The sequence below is a fragment of the Phycisphaeraceae bacterium genome, from assembly GCA_019454185.1.
Lineage (GTDB): Bacteria > Planctomycetota > Phycisphaerae > Phycisphaerales > UBA1924 > JAHBWV01.
The window spans coordinates 639,703-660,320 of record CP075368.1; the positions used below are offsets into that span (position 1 = coordinate 639,703).

A 20,618-nucleotide genomic window follows, 5' to 3' on the forward strand; every position below is an offset into this window, starting at 1 on the left:
CTGGTGGCACCTTCGCGTTCCTGGGTGATCGGCTGCATCATGCTCCCGGGGCACTGATCGCTGTCATCGTGTGCGGCCGGGGGTGTGAGGGTTCAGCGACCGCTTGGCGTGAGGCCGGGGATGTCATCTCCGCCCGCCTTGATCTGGGCGGTGGACTTGCTGAGGTCCTCGCCTACCGGCTGTGCCCGGCCGCCGAGGTTCTTGGCGAGGAAGTTCTCTGTCACGGCGTTGAAGGCCATGTTGTTGTCGGGTCTTGCGAAGCCGTGTCCCTCGTCGGGGAAAAGGACGTAGGTGACGGGGATGTTCTTCTTCTGCATGACCTCGACGATCTGGTCGGACTCTGACTGCTTGACGCGCGGGTCGTTCGCGCCCTGGCCGATGAGCAGGGGCTTCTTGATGTTGTCCACGAAGTTGATCGGCGAACGCGACTCAAGCAGCTTGCGCCCCTCCTCCGTGCGATGATCGCCGACGCGCTCTGTAAACATGGTGATCATCGGGGCCCAGTAGGGCGGGATGGTGTTGAGAAGGGTGACGATGTTGGAAGGTCCGACGATATCGACGCCGCACGCGAAGACATCGGGCGTGAAGGTGAGACCGACGAGTGTGGCGTATCCGCCGTATGAGCCGCCCATGATGGCGACCTTGCTCTTGTCGGCGATCTTCTCATTGACGGCCCAGTTGACGGCGTCGATGAGGTCGTCGTGCATCTTTCCGGCCCATTCGAGATTGCCGGCGTTGACGAAGTCCTTTCCGAAGCCGGTGGAGCCCCTGAAGTTGACGCTCAGGACGGCATACCCACGGTTGCTCAGCCACTGGTGGTACGGGTTGAAGCCCCAGCTGTCACGCGCCCACGGGCCGCCGTGGACGAGCAGCACCATCGGCACTGGCTTGTCCGGACGCCCATCACGATCGGCATCGGCCGCAAGCGGAACGGTGAGGTACGAGACGAGATTCAGCCCGTCGCGGCTCTTGATGACCAGATCCTGCATCGGCGCGAGGGGGAGGCCTTCGAGTTTGCTCCGATTCGTGAAGAGGAACGTGGCGCGGCCGGGCTTGCCGGAGTTGGGCGTGCGCTCGTAGAGATAGTAACGAACCGGGCCGGCATCCTGGAGATACGTGACCACCCACTTTGTGTCGTCGAGCGTGCGGCTGCCGATGCTGAACTGTCCCGGCGCGACACCCGCGAGGAACTCAAAGTCCGGGCGGATGGCGTTGTCGAGGATCTTCCACTCCGTCCGCCCGTAGGTGAAGGAGACGGCCTGGATGTTCTTCTCGGTCGGGTGGGCGATCGCGCCGCCTGCGTCGGCGCGAGAGTCCTCGGCCAAGAGTTTGCGTTCTCCGGACGCGAGATCCACCATGTACAGCGCGCCCGTGTTGCGATTGCGGCTGTCCTGCATGTAGACCGAGGTGCCGGCCTTGTTGAAGCCGCCCAGTCCTGTCGTCAGCGAGTCTTCCTGCCCGTACTTCTCGAAGAGCACGGTGGTGCCGTCGGGGAGAAGGGTGTGGATCTCGGTGCCGCCGTCGGCGGTCATTCTCTGCGCGAAACGGAGGTTGAAGTCGTCATCGGGGATGTACGCGGCCCACTGGTTGTTCTCGGCGATGAGCGTCGATTCACCAGTCTCGATGTTGATGCGGTGGACATCGTGGAACTGTGGATTGCGGTTGTTGAGCCCAACGAGGATCTCGGATGGGAAACGCTCGCTGGTCCCGATCAGGCGTGCCGCGGGCCGCAGCGGCTGACCGGATGGAAGGATGATCGGCTTGCCATCCGGTCCTGCGATTGTCTCGTATGGCGTGAGGTCGCGGACCGCGCCGGAGGCGATCTCGACGGCGTAGACCTTCCAGTTCTCATCTCCGCCGACATCCTGGATGTAGAGCAGGTGGGTGTCGTTGTAGGCCCAGAAGTACTGACGGATGTTCCGGTTTGTGTCGCTCGTGACCGCGCGGGCCTTTGAGAGATCACCCACAGGCGCGACGAAGACATTCATCACGCCGTTCACGTCGGCCAGCCAAGAGAGGTACTTTCCTCCCGGGCTGATCTGCGGCCCGGCCTTGTCCGGGTTCCCGAAGATGACATCGCGCGGGATGAGGGGCACGTCCGCGTGTGCGGAGAGGTAACCGGCCTCCCCGCCGGTTGCCGAAGCGAATGGCGCGGGGAGCGCAACAAGGGTGAGCGTGGCGAGTGCGACAAGGGCTCGGATGGTCATATGCGGGATCTCACGAGATTGCGGGGCGGATCGGCGACAATCGCTCCTCCGTGGTCGCCCCGACGATGGATGGGTCAGAATGGTACCAGCCAGGGCTGGACCGGTTGAGCATCAACGGTTCGGAGACCGATGCCGGCGATTTCGGGATTGAGTCTGGAATGTCAGGTCCGCGCCGGCAGCACCGTTCCGCGGCACTCGCCGAAGCCGATCCGGCGAAATCCCTCGCGCTCGCAATACGCCTTCATGATGACGGTGTCGCCATCGGCAAGGAACGTGCGTTTCTCGCCCGTGGGCAACTCGATCGGCGTGCGCTGCGTGCCCGGAACCAGCTTCGGCGGATTCGCGAAGGGATCGCCATCCCAGGTCAGCTCGATCATGCTGCCGCGGCTGTCGCGTGTGGGGCCAGAGATTGTGCCGCTGGCGAGCAGATCGCCGGGCTGGAGGTTGCAGCCGTTAACGGTGTGATGGGCGACCATCTGGGCGAAGGTCCAGTACATGTGCTTGAAGTTGCCCTTGGAGAGACGGATGGGCGGCATGGAGCGCTTGGCCATCTCCGCGGATTGCAGGTGGACTTCGAGCGTGATGTCGAAACCACCGAAGGCCGTGTTGGCATCGCTCGTGAGATAGGGGAGCGGGCGCGGGTCGGAGGCGGGGCGCTCGTACGCCGGGATACGGAACGGCGCGAGCGCCTCCATCGTCACGATGTAGGGCGAGATGGTGGTGGCGAAATTCTTGGCGAGGAACGGGCCGAGGGGAACGTACTCCCACTTCTGAAGGTCGCGCGCCGACCAGTCGTTGACGATGCAGAGCCCGAAGATGTGCGACTCAGCATCGGCGATGGAGACGGGTGAACCCAGCGCGTTGCCGCGCCCGATGATGCACCCCATCTCCAGTTCGTAGTCCATGAGTTTGCACGGGCCGAAGCCGGGACCTGCGCTGGGGTCGGAGTCGGGCGGCGAGGTCTGGCCGACGGGGCGATGGAACGACGTGCCCGAAGGAACGATCGACGACCCCCGCCCGTGGTACCCAATCGGAATGTGCTTGTAGTTCGGAAGGAGTGCGTTGTCGGGGCGGAACATCGAGCCGACGTTGGTGGCGTGGTGGATCGAAGCGTAGAAGTCGGTGTAGTTTGGCACACGATCCATCGGAAGCATGAGCTGTGCTTTGGACGCATCGATGAGGAGCCCAGCTTGCGCATTCATAGCGGCGGACGCAAGCTTGCCTGAATGCCCGAGCAACGACTGCGCAAGCGAGCGAATCTCCTTCGGCAGGCCAATATCATTCAGCATGGCGTGCGCGAAATGCGACCCGTTCCACGACTTCAGAGCTTTCGTGAGCCCTCGCCGATGCACCTCTTCCAGATCCAGGATCGACTCGCCTATTCGAAGGCCAAAGGACCAAGTGCCTTCGAGATCATCGGAGGTGAACGCGCAAAACGGCAGATTCTGAATCGGAAAGTCCGTTTTCGGATCGTTTGCCGACTCAACCCACGACCTCAGGTTCGGATCGTGCGTCTCGTCGATTCCCGTGTGGGGGGCGTGGGAGCCGGAGCCGGATGAGGTGCCGCGTGGCGAGTGGGGTGAGGTCATGCACGCAGGATAGGAAGGCGACTCGCGCAACAGCAGAGCGCTGGGTCGGATCGCCACAGACTAGAGCAGTTTCAGTCCATTCGTAGCGTCCGGAGCTGGCTGCGACTTCGCGTGGCATTGTCGGCCTGTATCGGCGTATCACTGGGGATACGCCTGCTTCGGCCTCCGCGCCACGCTTGTCTCGCCGACGCTCCAGCCGCTACGCCTGAACTTCAACCGCTCTCACCGTGAGAAGCCCGCCAGGGACGCGATACTCAACAACGGGGTTTGGAGGAAGCGTCTGGGCTGCTTGAACGCGGCAGGCGTACTGCCGCTCATCCCCCGGTTCGGCCCGTGCTGGTGGTGGCGGGAGCGTTGGCCTCGCTGGCGGCGCGTCGTGCCTCACGCTCGGCGCGTCGGCGTTCTTCCATCGCCTTGCTGTACGCAACACCGATGAATGCCACGGGGATGAACGCTCGCTCTCCCGCGGCACGGGAGACCTCTTCGATGTCGCGCATCTTGCCCGCGGCAACATCCTTTCGCATGTCGATCAGCACGTTCCGGAAGGCGTCGATCAGCTGCATCCAGATCGCGTACTCGTCGGCAGTTTTCGGCAGCAACTGGTTCATGGGCGGCAGGTGGATCGGCGGCGCAAGGTACCACTTGTCGTCGTATGCCGAACGCTGGATCACGATCCCCACGGGCGGGAAGATCGGCTTGTTGTCCCAGAGCATCGCGGCCATCTCGTCGTTGATCGGCGTCACCGAGAGACGCTCCGAGTTCTCGCCCAGCCACGCGAAAGGATCGGCGAGGATCTGACGCATCGCGTCGTTGATCGCGCTGCGAGGGTCACGCGAGGGGTCCATCGAAGGGTCGGTCTGGGTAGGCCGCCCGCGTCCGGGCGGTCCACGGCGTGCGCCAGCGCGCTGTCCGCCCGTGATCTGAGAGAGCAGTGCGCCTCCGGAAGAGGGCATCTCTCCGGATGCCGCCTTTCGCTTGATCTCGGCGATCTCCTCCGGGAACGAGGCGTTCAGTTGCACGCCCAGATCGGCAAGATCTCCGCAGAGGTAGCCGATCCGGTCCCAGAGCGCACGCATCTCCTTCGTGTCTGCCTGAATCAGTTCGGTCAGTCGGCGAGTGTCCCCGTTTGCCACCATGGCCTTCGCGGAGGCGAGAACCGCCTCGGGTGTGGACTGGTCATAGGTGTTGGGCTTCTTGCGGCACGCCCCCAGCCCGATCACGCACAGGGCCAGAAGGACCAGCGGGAGTGTGTGCCGGTGGGTTCTGGCCTTTCGCCGAGGGAGCCCACGGTGGGAGGCAGAGGGCGCGGTGGCCATGTGGCTGGCTGACAGAGGAGAGGGGGGCAAGCGTGTGGGGGTCATGCGGGGCTCCCGATCGGCCGTTCACTCAAGAATGTACCACCCAAAGCGGCATCGGCCCAACGGAGGTCGGGCTTCGTGGGTCTGGTTGGGATTCGTGAGCCCTACAATTCACGGATTCGGCCAGATTCGGGATGATTTCGGGGAATCGGGTTCTGTTTCATGCCATCCAAGAGGCCTCGCATGCGAGTCAGAGTGAACAACGAGGAGAGAGACCTGCCCGAGGGGACGACCCTTGAGCGTCTGCTGCGAGAGATCGGGCTGGCCGATCGGCCGTGTGCCGCAGAAGTCAATAGGAAGCACATCCCCAAGCGCGACCATGCGGGGCACACGCTCCGGGATGGAGACACGATCGAACTCGTGACGCTGGTCGGCGGCGGTTGAGCGAGGAAGGACCGGAGCCCCATGGCGAATGTGACCACAGCCAACCATGTGTCGGAGCCGGGCCTCGAGCCGCTGAGCATCGCGGGGCGTTCGTTCTCATCACGTCTGTTCGTGGGGACCGGCAAGTACGACTCGTTCGAGCGGATGACCGCAGCGCTCGATGCGTCAGGGTGCGAGGTTGTGACGGTGGCGGTTCGTCGCGAGCGGTTGTACAACGACAAGGGCCAGAGTCTGCTCGACCATCTGGATCTTTCGCGGTACACGATCCTGCCGAACACGGCGGGGTGCTTCACCGCTGAGGATGCGGTGCGCGTCTCGCGGCTCGGGCGTGACCTTCTTGAACAGGTCGGCAATCCCGGTGCATCGTGGGTGAAGCTTGAGGTCTTGGGCGACAAGAAGACGCTTCTGCCCGATCCGATCGGCACGATCGAGGCGTGCAAGGAACTCGTCGCCGACGGCTTCCAGGTGCTCGTCTACTCATCGGACGACCCGATTGTCGCCGAGCGTCTGAAGGCGTGCGGCGCGGCCAGCGTCATGCCCGCGGGTTCGCCGATCGGCTCCGGACAGGGCATCCTCAACGCCAACAACATCGTGATCTGCCTGGAGAAGCTCAAACAGGGAGACCCTGCGTACCCCGTGATCGTCGATGCGGGAGTGGGGGGGGCGAGCGATGTCGCGCGGGCGATGGAACTCGGCGCGGATGGCGTTCTCCTCAACACCGCCGTCGCCCACGCCAAAGACCCTGTCATGATGGCCCATGCGATGCGCAAGGCGTGCGAGTGCGGGAGGCAGTCGTACCTCGCCGGTCGGATTCCCAAGCGGCTCTACGCGAGCGCGAGCAGCCCGTGGGACGGCGCGATCTCGTACATCCCCGGCGAGTGATGGGCAGGCGGACTCGCCTCACAGCACATCGTGACGCTCGTTCCACAGCTTCTCGATCCGCTCCATGGTGCTCGGGGCCTGGGGCAATCGCTCGCCGCACGCGATCAAGAGATCAACCAGACCGTGATAGTCGCTGACCGAGACGAACTCACGATCCACTCTCGGCGGCGTCGTGTTCGTCCCGGCCTGAACCGCGTCGAGATCGGCCATGTTGTGGTAGTTGCCCAAGGGCAGGCAGACGCACGTCGCCTCATGCCCGTACGCGCAGTACACCGTCGCCTCGCACGCGCCGCCCGCCATGAGTTTCCGTTGCCAGCGCCACTTTGGTGCCGTCTGGAGTGATGAGTCCGCCTTCTGCTGCGCCGTGGGCATCGCCGGCGCGCCTGCGATCTGTTCCGCACGCTGCGCGACCGATGCGGAGAGCGTCGGCGAGAAGACGCTCAGACGGTCTCCGACCCGGACGATCGGCCCCCCGCCGATCGGCGAGTCGGCAAACGATCGAGAGTTCTCGAGCGCGATGAGGCGTGCGCCCGGGGGGATCGTGCCGAGGCGGCACGCCGCGATCGCCCCGATGAAACCGACCTCTTCGGCACGTGTGAACAGCAGGCGCACGTCCTCGATGGTCTCTCCCGACAGATGCTTTCGGAGCAGCACGTCGAAAGCGCAGAGCGAAGCGGCCAACGCGACCAGATCGTCGCACACGATCGTCTTGATCAACCCATCCTCGATCGCTCCCGGGCCGACATCCCACGTCGCCACATCGCCGAGCGAGATGTCATCGTGGGCGGATTCCAGCTCGCAGAGGTAGTGTTTGTTGTAAGCGCCGGGGGTCGGCGATGCCCCGATCAGCACGCCGCGGATCGGCGTGGCGATTCCCTGCCCGGTGCCGTCATCGGTCTTTGGCCAGAGCATGATGCGGGCGTCGTTGAAATAGTCATCCATGACGCCGCCACGGAACGAGAGTTCCAGTGTCGTCGGGGCGATCATGCGTTCGACCACGAAGGCCGGATGGTCGAGGTGCGAAGTGAAGTAGACCGGCTGTACGCCACCCCCCACCCCGCCCCCCACCCCGCCCCCGGCGTTCCCCCCCGCGCCACGCGACTCGGCGATCCCGCGTATTGAGACCGTCATGTTCCCCGCGCCATCTTCCTGAAGCAGCAAATCGGGGCGTACCGAGATCCACCGCCTGAGCCACTGGATGACGCGCTGTTCGCGCCCTGCTGCGGTCGGCAACTGCGTCACCTGCAGGGCCAGATCCAGATGCCCCTGACGCTCGGACTCGCTCAGCGTGTGCACATTCATGGGGCGAGGGTACGCCTTACACTTCCCCATGCCCCGCACCGCCGCTGCACCCACTCCCGCCCCGACCCCCGTCCTCCCCCCGCGCATGACCGTTGATCGCGTCATGGCCGATCAGCGTGCGGCTTCCTTCACGAAGCGTTCCATCAAGACGACGGCCAAGATCTCTGGCCTGAAACTCGCCCTCTCGATGCTCGATCTGACGACGCTGGAGGGCAAGGACTCGCAAGAGAAGGTGCGTTCGCTCTGCCGCAAGGCCGTTCGACCCTATGAGCGAGACGAAGAGCTCTTCGGCGAGCGCCTCCCCCATGTCGCTGCGGTGTGCGTCTATCCCGCGCTGGTGCCGACGGCCAAGGAGCTGCTCGCGGGCACTGGCGTGAACGTTGCGTCGGTCGCGACGGGCTTCCCTTCGGGTCAGTATCCGCTGAAGGTGCGCCTCGCGGATGTGCGTGCCGCGGTCGCGGATGGTGCGGATGAGATCGACATGGTGATCTCGCGCGGGCAGTTCCTTGCCGGGAAGTACAAAGAAGTCTGGCGCGAGATCTACGAGACCGCCCACGCCTGCATCTGGAAGCACCACACCGCCCACCTCAAGGTGATCCTGGAGACCGGAGAGCTCGAGACCTACGACAACGTGCGATGGGCGAGCGATATCGCGATCTCGGCTCTTTCAGCCGCGAACGCCCCGCACGCCTTCATCAAGACATCGACCGGCAAGGTCCAGCCCGCGGCGACGATGCCAGTGACGCTGGTCATGCTCGAAGCGATCCGCGATCATCACCTGGCGACAGACGAGATGATCGGGATGAAGCCCGCGGGCGGCATCCGCACCGCGAAGCAAGCTCTGCACTATCTCGTGATGGTGAAAGAGACGCTCGGCGATGCGTGGCTCACGCCCGACCTCTTCCGCTTCGGGGCTTCCACACTCCTCAACGACATCCTCCGCCAGCTTGTGAAGCAGCAGCGCGGCCTTTACACGGCAGGGCACGACTTCTCGGAGGCGTGACTCGCGGCATTCCTGGCTGAAGATGCCGCGTGATGTCCCGCCCGCCGGCAATCGCTGTCGGATGTACGATGACCGCATGCGCATCGGACGCGTGATCCTCCCGACCGGCATCTCCCTGGCGATCCACGCCGCGCTGCTCGGTCTGGTTGCGCTCGCGACCTGGACGGTCGTGCGACCTCCATCCCGATCCATGCCGACCGTTGAACTCTCGCTGAGCGGCTCTCCGGTCGAACCGGTAGCCCAGCCAAGCCCCGCGCCACCTGACCGCGTCGAGCCCGGCTCGGCAGAAGCACCCTCGCTCGCGGATGTTGTCTCGCTGCTCACGCTCCCTGCTCGTGCCACGCCCCCGCCGTCGAGCCCGATGCTCATGCCACGTGCGTCGGGCCGGCCAGAGCGAGCGATCCGACTTGCGCCCGGCGGGGCGGCTTCGGGGCCCGCCTCGTTCGCAGGCGTCACCTCGCGCCGTGCGGCATCGGTCGTCTTTGTCGTCGATTGCTCCGGCTCGATGGTCTCGGCGATGTCGATCGTGCTCGAAGAACTCGGCCGCTCGATCGAGCGACTCGCTCCCGACCAGCGATTCGCCATCATCCCCTTCCGTGGCTCGAACTCCGCAGCCGCGCCCGCGACATTCCCACCCCGGCTGACGCTTGTTCCCGCGACCGATGCGAACCTGCGAGACGCACGTGCGTTCCTTCGCACCATCGTCACCGAGGGAAGGTCCGATCCGCTCGCCGGTCTCATCCCCGCCCTGACGCTGAAGCCCGAGGCCGTCTTCTTTCTTGCACGCAGTATCCCACGCACCGAAGGGACTTGGGGAGGGGGAGAGGCGGCCATCCTCGCCGAGCTCGATCGTCTCAACCCCGAGCAGACACGACGCGGGGTCCGCGCACGGCCCACACAGATCAACGCCGTGCAGTTCCTCCAGCACGATCCCACTGGGATCATGCAGGCGATCGGTTCGGTACACGGGCGCGGCACATCCGGCTACACACTCGTCACGCTCGAACAACTCGGGCGAGCTGGTCTTGCGAACGCCCCGAGTGCCCGCGCGATCGCAACCGATCTCGATCGGGCCGAGGCGGTCCTTACCGACCTTGCTTCGGACGCCTCCGACATCACCCTCTTGCTCGGGTTCCCCACCTCTGACCAGACCGATCGCGTGCGTCGTGCCGCGCGGCTGGCGCTCGATCTCGTTGATCAGGCATCGGCCGCTCTCGGAATCTCCGAAGACGGCGTGACGGGCGGGGACGACCCGCGAATCGTCCTTCTCGGTGCAAGAGCCGCTCTGCTTCTCGCGGCATCGGAGCCGAGCCATGAGTTCCGGGCCGCGCTCCTCGAACGGGCCGCGCGTGCCGTGACGCTCCTCGAAGCGGATGCTTCAGCACCCGACGAAGCCGCTCCGATCGTGCAGAGCGATCTCGCTCGCGCACTCGTTCTCTCAACCTGGGCACTGGCGTACGGCCTGCGGGATGAGCCGCCCGATGCCGAGGTGAGATTCCGCCTTCAAGCCCTCATGCGTGCGGAGCCATCACTCGCATCGGCGTCGCTGGAACTGGTGCTCGCGCCTCTCTTCGTCGAGCGAGGCCAGAGCGCACAACCGGCAACCATCGATTGGAATGCCCCGCCCTTCAGAGACGAAGCGGGCCACATTGAGATCGGTGCGGTGTTGCTCTCCTGCGATGCGGCCACACGATCCGCGCGGATGCCCGGCGCGATCGAGCGCGCGGACCTGCCGCCCCCCGTGGACGCGCCATATGCCTCGTTCCTCAAACTTCCCGATCCATCCGGCGCGCACGAGGCGATCGTCCGCAAGCGTCTGATACATCTTCGCACGCTCCCGCCGAGACAAACGGCTGGCGAGCCGCTGGAGCAACTCGACACGCTTCTCGCCTCGTTGCCGGGTGCCACTGGCACATCCGCTCTCGATCTCTCCACCCTCGATGGGATGCTCCGCGACCTTGTGTCTCTCTCTCAGCCTCTTGGCGCAGAGCTGGTGCTCGACCGTGCTCACGAATTGATCGCAAAGCCAGAAGCTGATAGCCATGCACTGAACCTCGGGTCGCTTCTCGCCTCGGTCGCCGGCGACGCCACGCTCCGCGACGCGACACGCGAACGAGCATGGGAAGCGCGTCTGATCGCTGCCTCGCGGCTGTTGGAACGATCGCCATCGGAGCCCGCGATCGAGGAACTGATCCGGCTCCTCGGCTCCTCAGAGTCAAGTGCGCTCGCGCCCTCGACGCGTGAGGCGGCCTCGCTCATGGCCGTGTCAGCACTGACTGTCGAGTCGCGTGAGCCGCGTTGGAGTGATGCCCGCGCCTACGACCTGCTCGCGACAATCAGCGCGAGTTCCACAGCCCGGCATGCGGCCTACGAGCTTGCAACGCGTCTCGAAGCCCGCTTTGCGCTGCTCGCAAGCACGGATCGCGACCTTGATCGCCATCTCGTCACCATGCGCCGGTCGATCGAACTCTCGCGCGGGCTGGGCTTCCTGCCGAACGTGCGGACGCTTGAGGCCGTCGCGCGGGCCCTGGTCGAACTCGGGAGCGACGAGGCGATCCACGCCTGTGCCGATCTGCTCGCGCACCCGAATGTCGCGACCACGGAACAGGGACGCGAGGGCGCGGCGATCCTCGCGGCCCGGGCACAGATCAATGCCGACGATCACGCAGCGGCCCTTGGTATTCTTGTGCCTCTCGCCCGGGCAATGCCGGAGCCCGGTCCTATGCCGGCTCGCATCTTCTGGGAGGCATGGACACTCACCCTCGAGACCATGATCCGTGCCGAGCCGCAGCGACAGCAAGAGGCCCATGCACATACCGTGCGTCTGGGATTGATCGATGAGCAACTCGGTGGAGAGCCCTGGGCGAGTCGCATCCGGGCCGTTGCGTCACGCTGACGCCGCCGCGCCGGAGTGTTGCAAGAATGAAGCGCATGCACAGACACGCTGATCCGCACCATCCCGCCCGACGCTCCGAGGTCGCTCGCGCCGCTTCGGATGCCCTTGCGCGGGCGGATCTTCGCTCGACGCGAGCGCTCGTCGGCTTCGACGGCTTCGTCGACTTCATTCTGGATCTCGTTGATGTGCGAGCGAACATGTCACCCGATGGGTATCGGCGCATCCAGTCGCTCGATGCCCTTGCCGGACGCATCGGCGCCGCATCGGGCAAGAGCACAAACATCGAGGGTGTAGTCCGCGAGAAGCGGTGGGGCGGAAACGGACCGCTGCTGGCCGGGGGCGTGGCTCGGCTCGGCATGCGTACAACCTACATCGGTGCTGTTGCAACGGAAGACGACCGCTCGCCTCCCACGCGGCACCCGATCTTCGCGCCGCTGGGTGCATTGTGTGAAGGCGTTATCCCCATCGCGCCGCCCGGGCGCACCGACGCGATGGAGTTCGACGATGGCAAGCTGATGATCAACCACTGCACAGCCGTGCAGGGTGCCACGTGGGAGCGGATCGTAGAGATCGTCGGTCTCGAACGCCTCCGAAAGGCGGTCGGGAGTTCGGCTCTGGTCGGCATCGTCAACTGGTCGTTGATGGGAGGTGTCAACGGCATCTGGCGCGGGCTGATCGATCACGTCCTGTCCGAGATCCCCTCGCGCCCGCGTGTCTTCATCGATCTCTCTGATCCTGCCAAACGCACGGACGGAGATCTTGCAGCAGGACTCGCGCTGCTCACAGAGATGAACACCCTTACGCCGGTCACGCTCGGGCTCAACCTCGCCGAGGCGGAGCGGCTGTGCATCGTGTGCGGAGTCCCCGCTGTCGGGCTTTGTCTCTCAGAGCGCATCGTCGCCATGGCCAAGGGTCTCCGCCAGGCACTCCGGCTCGAATGTGTCGTGATCCATCCTCGTGAGGGGGCGGGAGCCGCGACGAGCGACGGCGACGTGGCGTGGTTCGACGGACCGATGACACGCACGCCCCGCATCTCGACCGGCGCGGGAGACCATTTCAACGCGGGGTTCGCCGCGGCCCGTGTCGCGGGACTGAATCTGGAGCAGTCTCTCGCATCCGGCACGGCCGCGAGCGGCGCGTACGTGCGTGATGGGGAAGCGCCGACGATCGGGCGTCTTTGCGAATTCCTCCGCGATCTGCCCCCCCCAGAGGCCGATTGACGCCACGAATGACGCGAGGCGAGCCGTGTGGCGCTCCGGTCGGCATAGCATCTCGCCACCATGTCCAGCGCGATGCACACGGAAGTCCTTCGCTCGCTCGGTCTCGACTCGCACCCGCGAGTCGTTCCGGGCACGGGCCCGTCGGATGGCGTCATCGTCAGCAACAATCCAGCGACCGGCCAGCCGATCGCAGGTGTGAAACTCGACGATGCTACGTCATACGAACGAACGGTGGCTCAGTCCGCCGAGGCCTTCACCCGCTGGCGGTCTGTTCCTGCCCCAGCGCGAGGCCAGATCGTGCGTGCGATCGGAGACGAGATCCGGAAGCACAAAGACGCCCTCGGGGCGCTCGTATCGCTCGAAGTCGGCAAGATCCGATCCGAGGGACTCGGCGAGGTACAGGAGACGATCGACATCGCCGATTTCGCGGTGGGTCTGTCCCGCCAGTTGCACGGGCTGACCATGCCATCGGAGCGGCCCCAACACCGGCTGATGGAGCAGTGGCTCCCGCTCGGGCCGATCGGCGTTATTACCGCGTTCAACTTCCCCAACGCCGTCTGGGGGTGGAACGCGATGCTCGCCGCGGTATGCGGCGATACCACGGTGTGGAAGCCATCGCTGCTCGCCCCACTTACGGCGATCGCAACAAATACCATCGCCGACCGTGTCGCGACGTCGATGGGGCATCCGGGCGTGTTTACGCTCGTCATCGGGACCGACGACGTGGTGGGGGAACGCTTGGCCGCCGATCCGCGGTTCCCGTTGATCTCCGCGACCGGGTCTTGTCGCATGGGCAGGCGGGTGGGGCAGGTTGTTGCATCGAGGTTCGGCCGCTGCCTCCTCGAACTCGGCGGCAACAACGCCCTGATCGTGACACCCTCGGCCGATCTCGATCTCGCGGCAAAGGCCGTCGTCTTCGGCGCAGTAGGCACCGCTGGCCAGCGTTGCACCACGACACGGCGATTGATAGTTCATCGCTCGATCGCGGACCGATTCACACAGACGCTCGTCAATGCGTATAAAACGGTCCGTATCGGTGATCCGCTCGCCGAAGGAACGCTCGTCGGTCCGCTCATCAACGCACGGGCGATCGAGCAGTTCGAGCATGCCATCGTGCAAGCAAGAGCGCAGGGGGGCGAGGTGCTCGTGGGTGGCGGGCGGGCGAGCGTCTCGGGCGCACCGGGCGGGCACTTCGTACAGCCGACGATCATCCGTGCCCCGGACTCGGGTGAACTCCCCATCGCGAAGGAAGAAACGTTCGCCCCTCTTCTCTACGTCTTCGCGTATGACACGCTCGACCAAGCGATCTCGATGCAGAACAGCGTCGAGCAGGGGCTCTCGTCGGCAATCTTCACAAACGACATGCGCGAGTCGGGTAGATTCCTCAACCCAGACGGTTCCGGCTCTGACTGCGGCATCTCCAACGTCAACGCGGGGACGTCAGGGGCAGAGATCGGCGGGGCTTTCGGTGGCGAGAAAGCCACAGGCGGCGGGCGCGAATCCGGCTCCGACTCGTGGAAGGCGTACATGCGCAGGCAGACAATCACCGTGAACTTCGGTTCCACCTTCGCCCTTGCACAGGGGATCCGCTTTGAGTAACGAGCAGCAGACAACGATCGACGCCCTCGCGGAAGCAGCCGTTGCTCCAGTGCAATCCGGCATGTATGTCGGGCTCGGCACCGGTCGCACCGCAACACGTGGCATCCACGCACTCGCGCGGCGTGTCAAGGATGAGAAACTCGACATCAAGTGCGTCCCCACTTCCGAGGCCTCCGAGCGGCTGGGGAAGGAACTCGGACTCAAGATCGTCGATTTCTCGCTTCTCGAACGCATCGATTACCTCTTCGACGGCGCGGACGAGGTCGACCGCGAGCTCCGCATGCTCAAGGGCGCGGGCGGCGCGATGACACGCGAGCGGATCGTCGCTTGGGGATCCGACCGGTGCGTGTACATGGTCGATCAGTCCAAGATCGTTCCTCGCCTCGGGACACGCAACACACTCGGCGTCGCCATCATGATGTTCGGCATGGCCGCGGCTCGCGCCGAGATCCGGTCCCTCGGGCTCAACGGCGTCTGGCGTCGCACCATCCAGGGTGAGCTGTTTGTGACCGACAACGGCAATCTGATCCTGGATGTCACGCTCGATGATCGGAACCTCGAAGAACTTGCCGCCGCGCTCAACGACATTCCAGGTGTGATCGATCACGGGCTCTTTCTCGGCGAGGCCGATGAGATCCTGGTGGACACCGGCTCGTCCATCGATCGCTACCGGCGTGAAGAGTCACAGATTTGATATGCCGGATGTGAACCCCCAGGTCTGAGCGAGCCGTCCCCGCACAAAGCCCCACGCAAGGCCCGGCTTGCCGGGGCCATCACAACCGACACGAAGGCGATTGCCACAAGCGACCCCTGAAACCAGCGAGCGGCCAGATGAGCAAGCAGAAGGATGAACGCGAACCGAAGCCGAAGAAGACGTTCTTCCAGCAGCTGATGGAGTGGGTCAAGGCCTTCGTGTTCGCGCTGGTTGTGATGGTTCCACTCCGCTCATCAATCGTCGACTGGTTCGACGTCCCATCAGGGTCGATGGAACCCACGATCGTCCCCGGCGATCGCATCTTCGTGAACAAACTGGCGTACGGCCTCCGTGTTCCGCTTACCGACGAGCCGTGCCGCTGGATCACTAAGTGGAACTCGCCCGCACGCGGAGAGATCGTGATCTGCTATTCGCCGGAGGACGGCACCCGCCTGGTCAAACGCATCATCGGGATCGCCGGCGACACGATCGAGCTTCGTGCCGGCAAGCTCTTCATCAACGGGACCGAGTCCGAGTATGGCCCGCTCGAAGACGAGATCCAACGCCAGATCGACGGTGGGCGTTTCGGCGTCATGCGCTTCGCACGCGAATCCTTCGAGGGCGCATCCCACCCCGTGGTTACAACGCCCAACTGGCCCCAGGCACGCGAGCTCGAACGGGGCGGCGTCTTTGCAAGGCCTCCATGGAATCAGCCATCCTGGACACCCTCGAACTTCGGCCCGATCGAGATCCCCGCAGGCAAGGTCTTCGTCGTGGGTGACAGCCGCGATCAGAGCAAGGACTCTCGATATTTCGGCTACATCGACGAGGGACAGGTCGTGGGTCGGAGCCCGGCGGTTGTCTTCTCGTGGCAATTCAGCAAGGGCCGCGGGCTGAAGATCAAATGGGACCGGTTCTTCCGCGGCTTTGAATGACCGAGAGCATCAGCGCCGATGACGGGGAACCTGGAAGTCTGGCGGGTCACCCCTCGAACGCCTCGTCGGGGATCAGGCCGTTGTGATACACCTTCTGAACGTCGTCGTTGTCATCGAGCGCGTCGATGAGTCTGATGATCGACCGCGCCTGCTCGACGCCAATCTCCACGCTCGTCGATGGCACGAGCGCAAGTTCTGCCTCCACAATCTTGAAGCCCGCTCGCTCAAGGCCGTCTTTCACGACCTGGAATTCTGTTGGCTTTGAGAGCACCGTCCAGATCCGATCGGCATCCTCATCGCTGTCATCGTCGGAAGTGAGAGGGGGTTGGATATCTTCGGCGCCGGCCTCTATCGCGCCCTCGAACATGGCGTCGTCGGCCCGACCCGATTGCTCGATCAGGATCCGTCCCCGGTTCTCGAACATATAACCGACCGAGCCCGCGTTCCCCAGGTTGCCGCCGTGCTTCTCGAAGATCAGACGGAGATCCGTCACGGTTCTCGCTCGGTTGTTGGTCAGCGCATCCGCCACGATCGCGACGCCGCCCGGTCCGTATCCCTCATACCGCACCGGCTCCCAGTCGGCGGCACCGACCTCGCCGATCCCCTTCTGGATCGCCCGCTCGATCGTGTCCTTCGGCATGTTGGCGTAGCGTGCTTCGTCGATCGCGTACCTGAGCGTCACGTTGGCAGAAGGATCGGGGCCCCCCTGGCGAGCCGCGGACATAATCGCCCGCGCGCACTTCGTCCACACCTTGCCCCGTCGCTTGTCAACGACGGCCTTCCGATGCTTGATCTTGCTCCACTTGTTGTGGCCTGCCATCGCTCACTCCATCCGCACCCCGGGGGGGGCGGGAGTGCAACCTTAGCGCGATGCGTCACGAGAGTGCAACGCGGGCGAGCCGGGAACTCCCGCCGTGCCCAAGAGACGCATCGGAGCGATCTCCGGTTCGGATCCTGCCCGAGCCGCTGCGAGCTTCGCTTCCAGCGATGCCAGCAGCTTCGGATGGTCCGGGTCTGAGCGTCCCTGCGCCGAGAGCGCGGCCATCCGCCGCTCCAGCGTCGCGAGCGCGTGCGCCCACTGCTCGACCGCGTCCTCGCGCTCGCCCGCTGCCCAGAGCGCGTCGGCATAATGATCGAGCGAGACCGGGGAGCCGCCGTCCGAGTCGAGAATCAGCGCATTCGCGAGGAGCGTGACCGCACCCTCGACGACCGCGCCGTCTGGCGTCTGCCGGTCAAGAATGATGCCCTGCTGATATCGCAGCCAACCGATCGAGTCCACTACGTTCGCATCGTCCGGGGCAAGCCGATAGGCAAGCTCAAGAAGGGACGCCGCCTCATCAAGGTCTCGTCCTTCCTCCAGCAGCGTGTATCCGAGGTTGTTCGCTGCCATCGCGTGCGTTGGGTTGTACGCGAGCGCGAGCCGGTACACATCGTACGAGCGATCCGGTGTTTCATCCGAGAGCGTGACCGCGTTCGCAGCGATGAAAGCGATCTCGGCACGGACCGCGTCGAGTGAGGCCCCCGGCGGGAGTGCTAGCTCCCCGTCCGGGTGGATCTCCCGCAACACCATTGATGCATCCTCCGCGGTTCGCATGGTCTCCAGCACACGCCCGAGATCTCGGGCATCTCCCGTGATGACCGAGAGGCGCACCGTCGCGAGCGCGAGCTCCGGATCAAACGCCTCGACACGCTCGAGCTCGTTCACAGCAACCGCGAGCGCGGTCTCATTCCGATCGTCAGCAAGCAGCGCGGAGAGCGCGAGCCGGGCCGGACGCTGACCCAGCGAGGGTGCATCCTTGCGAGCGTGCTCGATCGCCTCGATCAACGACGCGGGATCGGTTTCGGGGTCGGAGGCGAGTGTAGAGATACGAAGCTCGTGCACACCCGGAGCCAGCGATGTGGTCCGTGAGGCAACGATCCCGAGTAACGCGATTCCGTCTCTGGCGCGGGCTGTTCCCCGGGATCTAGTAATCTCAGGACCAAGCTCGGCCACCATGATTTGCAACGCCGCGCCTTGTCCGGGCGTCAGCGTCGAAGACGTGGGAAGATCGTTCGCGAGACACGCCGCAGCCAGACCGATCTCACCAGCGCTCGCGTACCTCCGAGCGAGTTCGATCGTCGCGTCGATCGGACGCGGCAATGGCGAAAGCCGATCGACCGCGAGCTGATACGCCACGGCCGGATTGGCGAGTGCATCAGCGATCAGCGATTCGAGAGCGGACGCTAGATCCGGTGTCGGTCGAGTCTGGAGCTTCGACTCCAGCAGATCCCTCGCTTCAGATGTCCTTCCTGCGGCGGCAAGGAGCCGCGCGAGCGCCAGAATCGGCGCAGTCGCGTCGGGCCGTTCGACCCTTAGTGACTCGACCACCGAGATGCCTCGCTCAAGAGCCCTCGGATCAGTACGAGCCATGTGCTCCCAGACCAGCAGCAGTATCTGCATCGAGCGGGTGTCATCCGGTGATGTCTGCACGAGCGAGACAAGCTCTCGCTCGGCCTGTGCAAACTGATTGCGTTGGGCTGCTTCCTGCGCGTTCAGTGCTCGCAGCAACCGGCTCGATGGCACGGACTCACGAAGCTCCCGGTACACGGCGAAGAGGCGATCCTGGTCCGCACGCGGAGCGCCGGGGCGATAGAGAGCGGCCAGCCGCTCATAGAGCCGCTCGTCGAACGGATCCGCCTCGATCGCTCGCCTGAGAAGCGACTCAGTTGTGACTGCGTCTCTCCTCAGCGACGCTATCTCTGCCCCGAGTTCCAGTTGCGAAGGGGGTGCTTCATCATGGAGCGACGCGACGAATGCCTGTTGCGCATCGCCCGCGTGCTGGAGCGCGAGATAGGCTCGAGCCCGAAGCGATGCGTCCGAGACACGAGAGAGAAGACGCTCGGTGAGCGCGATGTCGCCGCACGACGCCGCGAGCACCGCCGCACACCCCTCGAACTGCTCGGAAGGAAATGATGGCAGCGCACGCAGCGAGACCGACGCCTGCGCCCACTCTCCGCGTGCGTGATGCATCGCTGCTCGAAGCAGATCCGACTCGGCCGCAAGCCCCGCAGGGGGTGCCGAGACGAGTGATCCGAGGATCGACGTGCCTGATGCCGTCTGCGAGAGCGTGCTGCCGATCGTCATCGAGACGAGCGGCTGCTTCGAGACCAGTGCCGCGAGCGTTGTCGCCGCTTTGCGAGGGTTGTCGCTCAGCAGCGAGATCCAATCGGCACAGACATCATGATCGAGCGGATAACGACGGAGGTGCGACTCAAGTACCGGCGCGGCACTCTCGGGATGGATCGCCAACGCCGCCCGGGCTAGTCTCCCGCTGATCGTGGGCGTGATCCGCGGCTCAGGCGCACCCTGCGCTCGCATCGTGTGGGCCGCCAGCATCGGGAGCTCGCCGATCGCGCTCGAAAGCAGCGGACCGAGCGTCGTACTCTGCGCAAGTGATCGCAGCAGGACAAGATGCCGATCATCGATCCGCAGATCCGATACCGCGATGTCTTCGAGAAGCACCAGAGCTGCCTCAGCCGTCCTCCCTGAACGGGCAAGCACGTAAACACGCCGCTCCGTGATGGCGGACTCGTCGATCGACGGGAGCGACGCGGCACGCGCGTATGACTCCAATGCATTCTCAAGATTGCCAAGCCGCACCCAGGCATCGCCGGTGTCACGGGCGATGTCGCTCCGCCTGCGTGTCAGAGACTGCAACTCGCCGCGGAGATTCGTGGTCGAGGTAAATTGCAGCGGGGTGCCGGTCGCGAACGCGAGGGACTCGTTGCCCGCCGTCAGATACCCCAGCGCATGGAGCGACTGCCCGAGCGATGCGTACGCCACGATCGGCAAAGCCGGGTCCTGCCCGCCGACATGGTGGCTGATCGCCGCAGCCAGATACCGCGCCGCCGACAGATGATCCGATCGATCCGCTGCATTCAGACCGAGCATCAGGCACGCTCTCGGTTCGATCAGCCCGAGATCAAGGGTCCGCTGATAGGCCGCTGCCGCGCCGAAACGCTGGCTCGTCCCCGACAAGATGTCGCCTCTCAATCGCCAGAGCTCCGGGCGCGTCGGATCGGCCTTCACAGCCTCATCGAGAAAGCCGATCGCGTTAGCCGGCTTGTTCATCCCGAGCGCGGCTTGTGCCCGCGCATAGAGGTACAAGGCAGTGCGAGTGGCATCTGCATCGGGTGGTGTCGGCAGTGGCTCCAGGGGCTTGACCGGCACCTCGCCGGCCAGTCGTGGGAGCACCGCGGACAGTGGCTCCGTGGCCTCAGGAGGGACCGGATCCAGCGGCATCACACGTGTCGGGTCCAGTCCCGGCGGCACCGCGAGATCGACCGGAACGCGCCGTCCGGCCTGCTGTCGAGCGAGAGATCGGAGAGAAGCGAGCGATGGGGCAATCGAGGGATCGATCGCGCCGGACACGGCTGACGGCTTCTCGGTACGGCCCCTGTTGGTTTCACACGAGGCGAGCCCGAGAGGCAGGCCGACCGCTGCGAGCAGCATGATCAAACGCTTGGACCGACGGCTTCCCATGCCATGAGCGTATGTGGGCGAAGCGAC

The 20,618-nt window shown here is 64.8% G+C and carries 14 protein-coding genes; 8 read left to right on the forward strand and 6 right to left on the reverse strand.

The window, feature by feature from the left end; translation table 11 throughout:
- Positions 1-92 precede the first annotated feature (92 nt).
- The 3 genes from KF838_02600 to KF838_02610 all read right to left on the reverse strand — a co-directional run bounded on the left by KF838_02600 (position 93) and on the right by KF838_02610 (position 5,157).
- Positions 93-2,207 (reverse strand): S9 family peptidase, encoded by a 2,115-nt coding sequence (locus KF838_02600; GenBank protein QYK48748.1) that lies wholly within the window; start codon positions 2,205-2,207, stop codon positions 93-95.
- A 161-nt stretch (positions 2,208-2,368) separates the two neighbouring features.
- On the reverse strand, positions 2,369-3,796 hold the full coding sequence (gene fahA / locus KF838_02605) for a fumarylacetoacetase (protein QYK48749.1): 1,428 nt from the start codon (positions 3,794-3,796) through the stop codon (positions 2,369-2,371).
- Between the two features lie 314 nt (positions 3,797-4,110).
- Positions 4,111-5,157: a hypothetical protein gene (locus KF838_02610; GenBank protein QYK48750.1), complete on the reverse strand. Its 1,047-nt coding sequence runs from the start codon at positions 5,155-5,157 to the stop codon at positions 4,111-4,113.
- A gap of 180 nt (positions 5,158-5,337) precedes the next feature.
- On the opposite strand from KF838_02610, the gene thiS reads away from it, so the two are divergent.
- Positions 5,338-5,538: a sulfur carrier protein ThiS gene (thiS, locus tag KF838_02615; GenBank protein ID QYK48751.1), complete on the forward strand. Its 201-nt coding sequence runs from the start codon at positions 5,338-5,340 to the stop codon at positions 5,536-5,538.
- A gap of 21 nt (positions 5,539-5,559) precedes the next feature.
- A complete protein-coding gene (locus tag KF838_02620; protein ID QYK48752.1) occupies positions 5,560-6,420 on the forward strand; it encodes a thiazole synthase in 861 nt (286 codons plus the stop codon).
- A gap of 18 nt (positions 6,421-6,438) precedes the next feature.
- On the opposite strand, the gene KF838_02625 is transcribed toward KF838_02620, so the two are convergent.
- Positions 6,439-7,722, reverse strand: coding sequence for a hypothetical protein (locus KF838_02625; protein ID QYK48753.1), 1,284 nt, complete (start codon positions 7,720-7,722; stop codon positions 6,439-6,441).
- 28 nt (positions 7,723-7,750) lie between these two features.
- Between KF838_02625 and deoC the strand changes: the two genes are divergently transcribed.
- The 6 genes from deoC to lepB all read left to right on the forward strand — a co-directional run bounded on the left by deoC (position 7,751) and on the right by lepB (position 16,069).
- Positions 7,751-8,725, forward strand: a complete 975-nt coding sequence (gene deoC / locus KF838_02630) for a deoxyribose-phosphate aldolase (GenBank protein ID QYK48754.1) — start codon at positions 7,751-7,753, stop codon at positions 8,723-8,725.
- Positions 8,726-8,801: 76 nt separating this feature from the next.
- Entirely contained in the window at positions 8,802-11,621 is a 2,820-nt protein-coding gene (locus tag KF838_02635) for a hypothetical protein (GenBank protein QYK48755.1), read from the forward strand.
- A gap of 35 nt (positions 11,622-11,656) precedes the next feature.
- Positions 11,657-12,841, forward strand: a complete 1,185-nt coding sequence (locus tag KF838_02640) for a hypothetical protein (GenBank protein QYK48756.1) — start codon at positions 11,657-11,659, stop codon at positions 12,839-12,841.
- 60 nt (positions 12,842-12,901) lie between these two features.
- The gene (locus tag KF838_02645; GenBank protein ID QYK48757.1) at positions 12,902-14,440 is read left to right on the forward strand and encodes an aldehyde dehydrogenase family protein; all 1,539 of its coding nucleotides are present in this window, start codon (positions 12,902-12,904) and stop codon (positions 14,438-14,440) included.
- Positions 14,433-15,134: a ribose-5-phosphate isomerase RpiA gene (gene rpiA / locus KF838_02650; protein QYK48758.1), complete on the forward strand. Its 702-nt coding sequence runs from the start codon at positions 14,433-14,435 to the stop codon at positions 15,132-15,134. The genes KF838_02645 and rpiA overlap by 8 nt, the downstream gene beginning before the upstream one ends.
- Before the next feature lie 137 nt (positions 15,135-15,271).
- A complete protein-coding gene (gene lepB / locus KF838_02655) occupies positions 15,272-16,069 on the forward strand; it encodes a signal peptidase I (GenBank protein QYK48759.1) in 798 nt (265 codons plus the stop codon).
- A 46-nt stretch (positions 16,070-16,115) separates the two neighbouring features.
- Here lepB and KF838_02660 read toward each other — a convergent pair whose 3' ends face one another.
- Positions 16,116-16,889 (reverse strand): YebC/PmpR family DNA-binding transcriptional regulator, encoded by a 774-nt coding sequence (locus KF838_02660; protein QYK48760.1) that lies wholly within the window; start codon positions 16,887-16,889, stop codon positions 16,116-16,118.
- Between the two features lie 42 nt (positions 16,890-16,931).
- Positions 16,932-20,591, reverse strand: a complete 3,660-nt coding sequence (locus tag KF838_02665; protein QYK48761.1) for a hypothetical protein — start codon at positions 20,589-20,591, stop codon at positions 16,932-16,934.
- Positions 20,592-20,618: the final 27 nt, after the last annotated feature.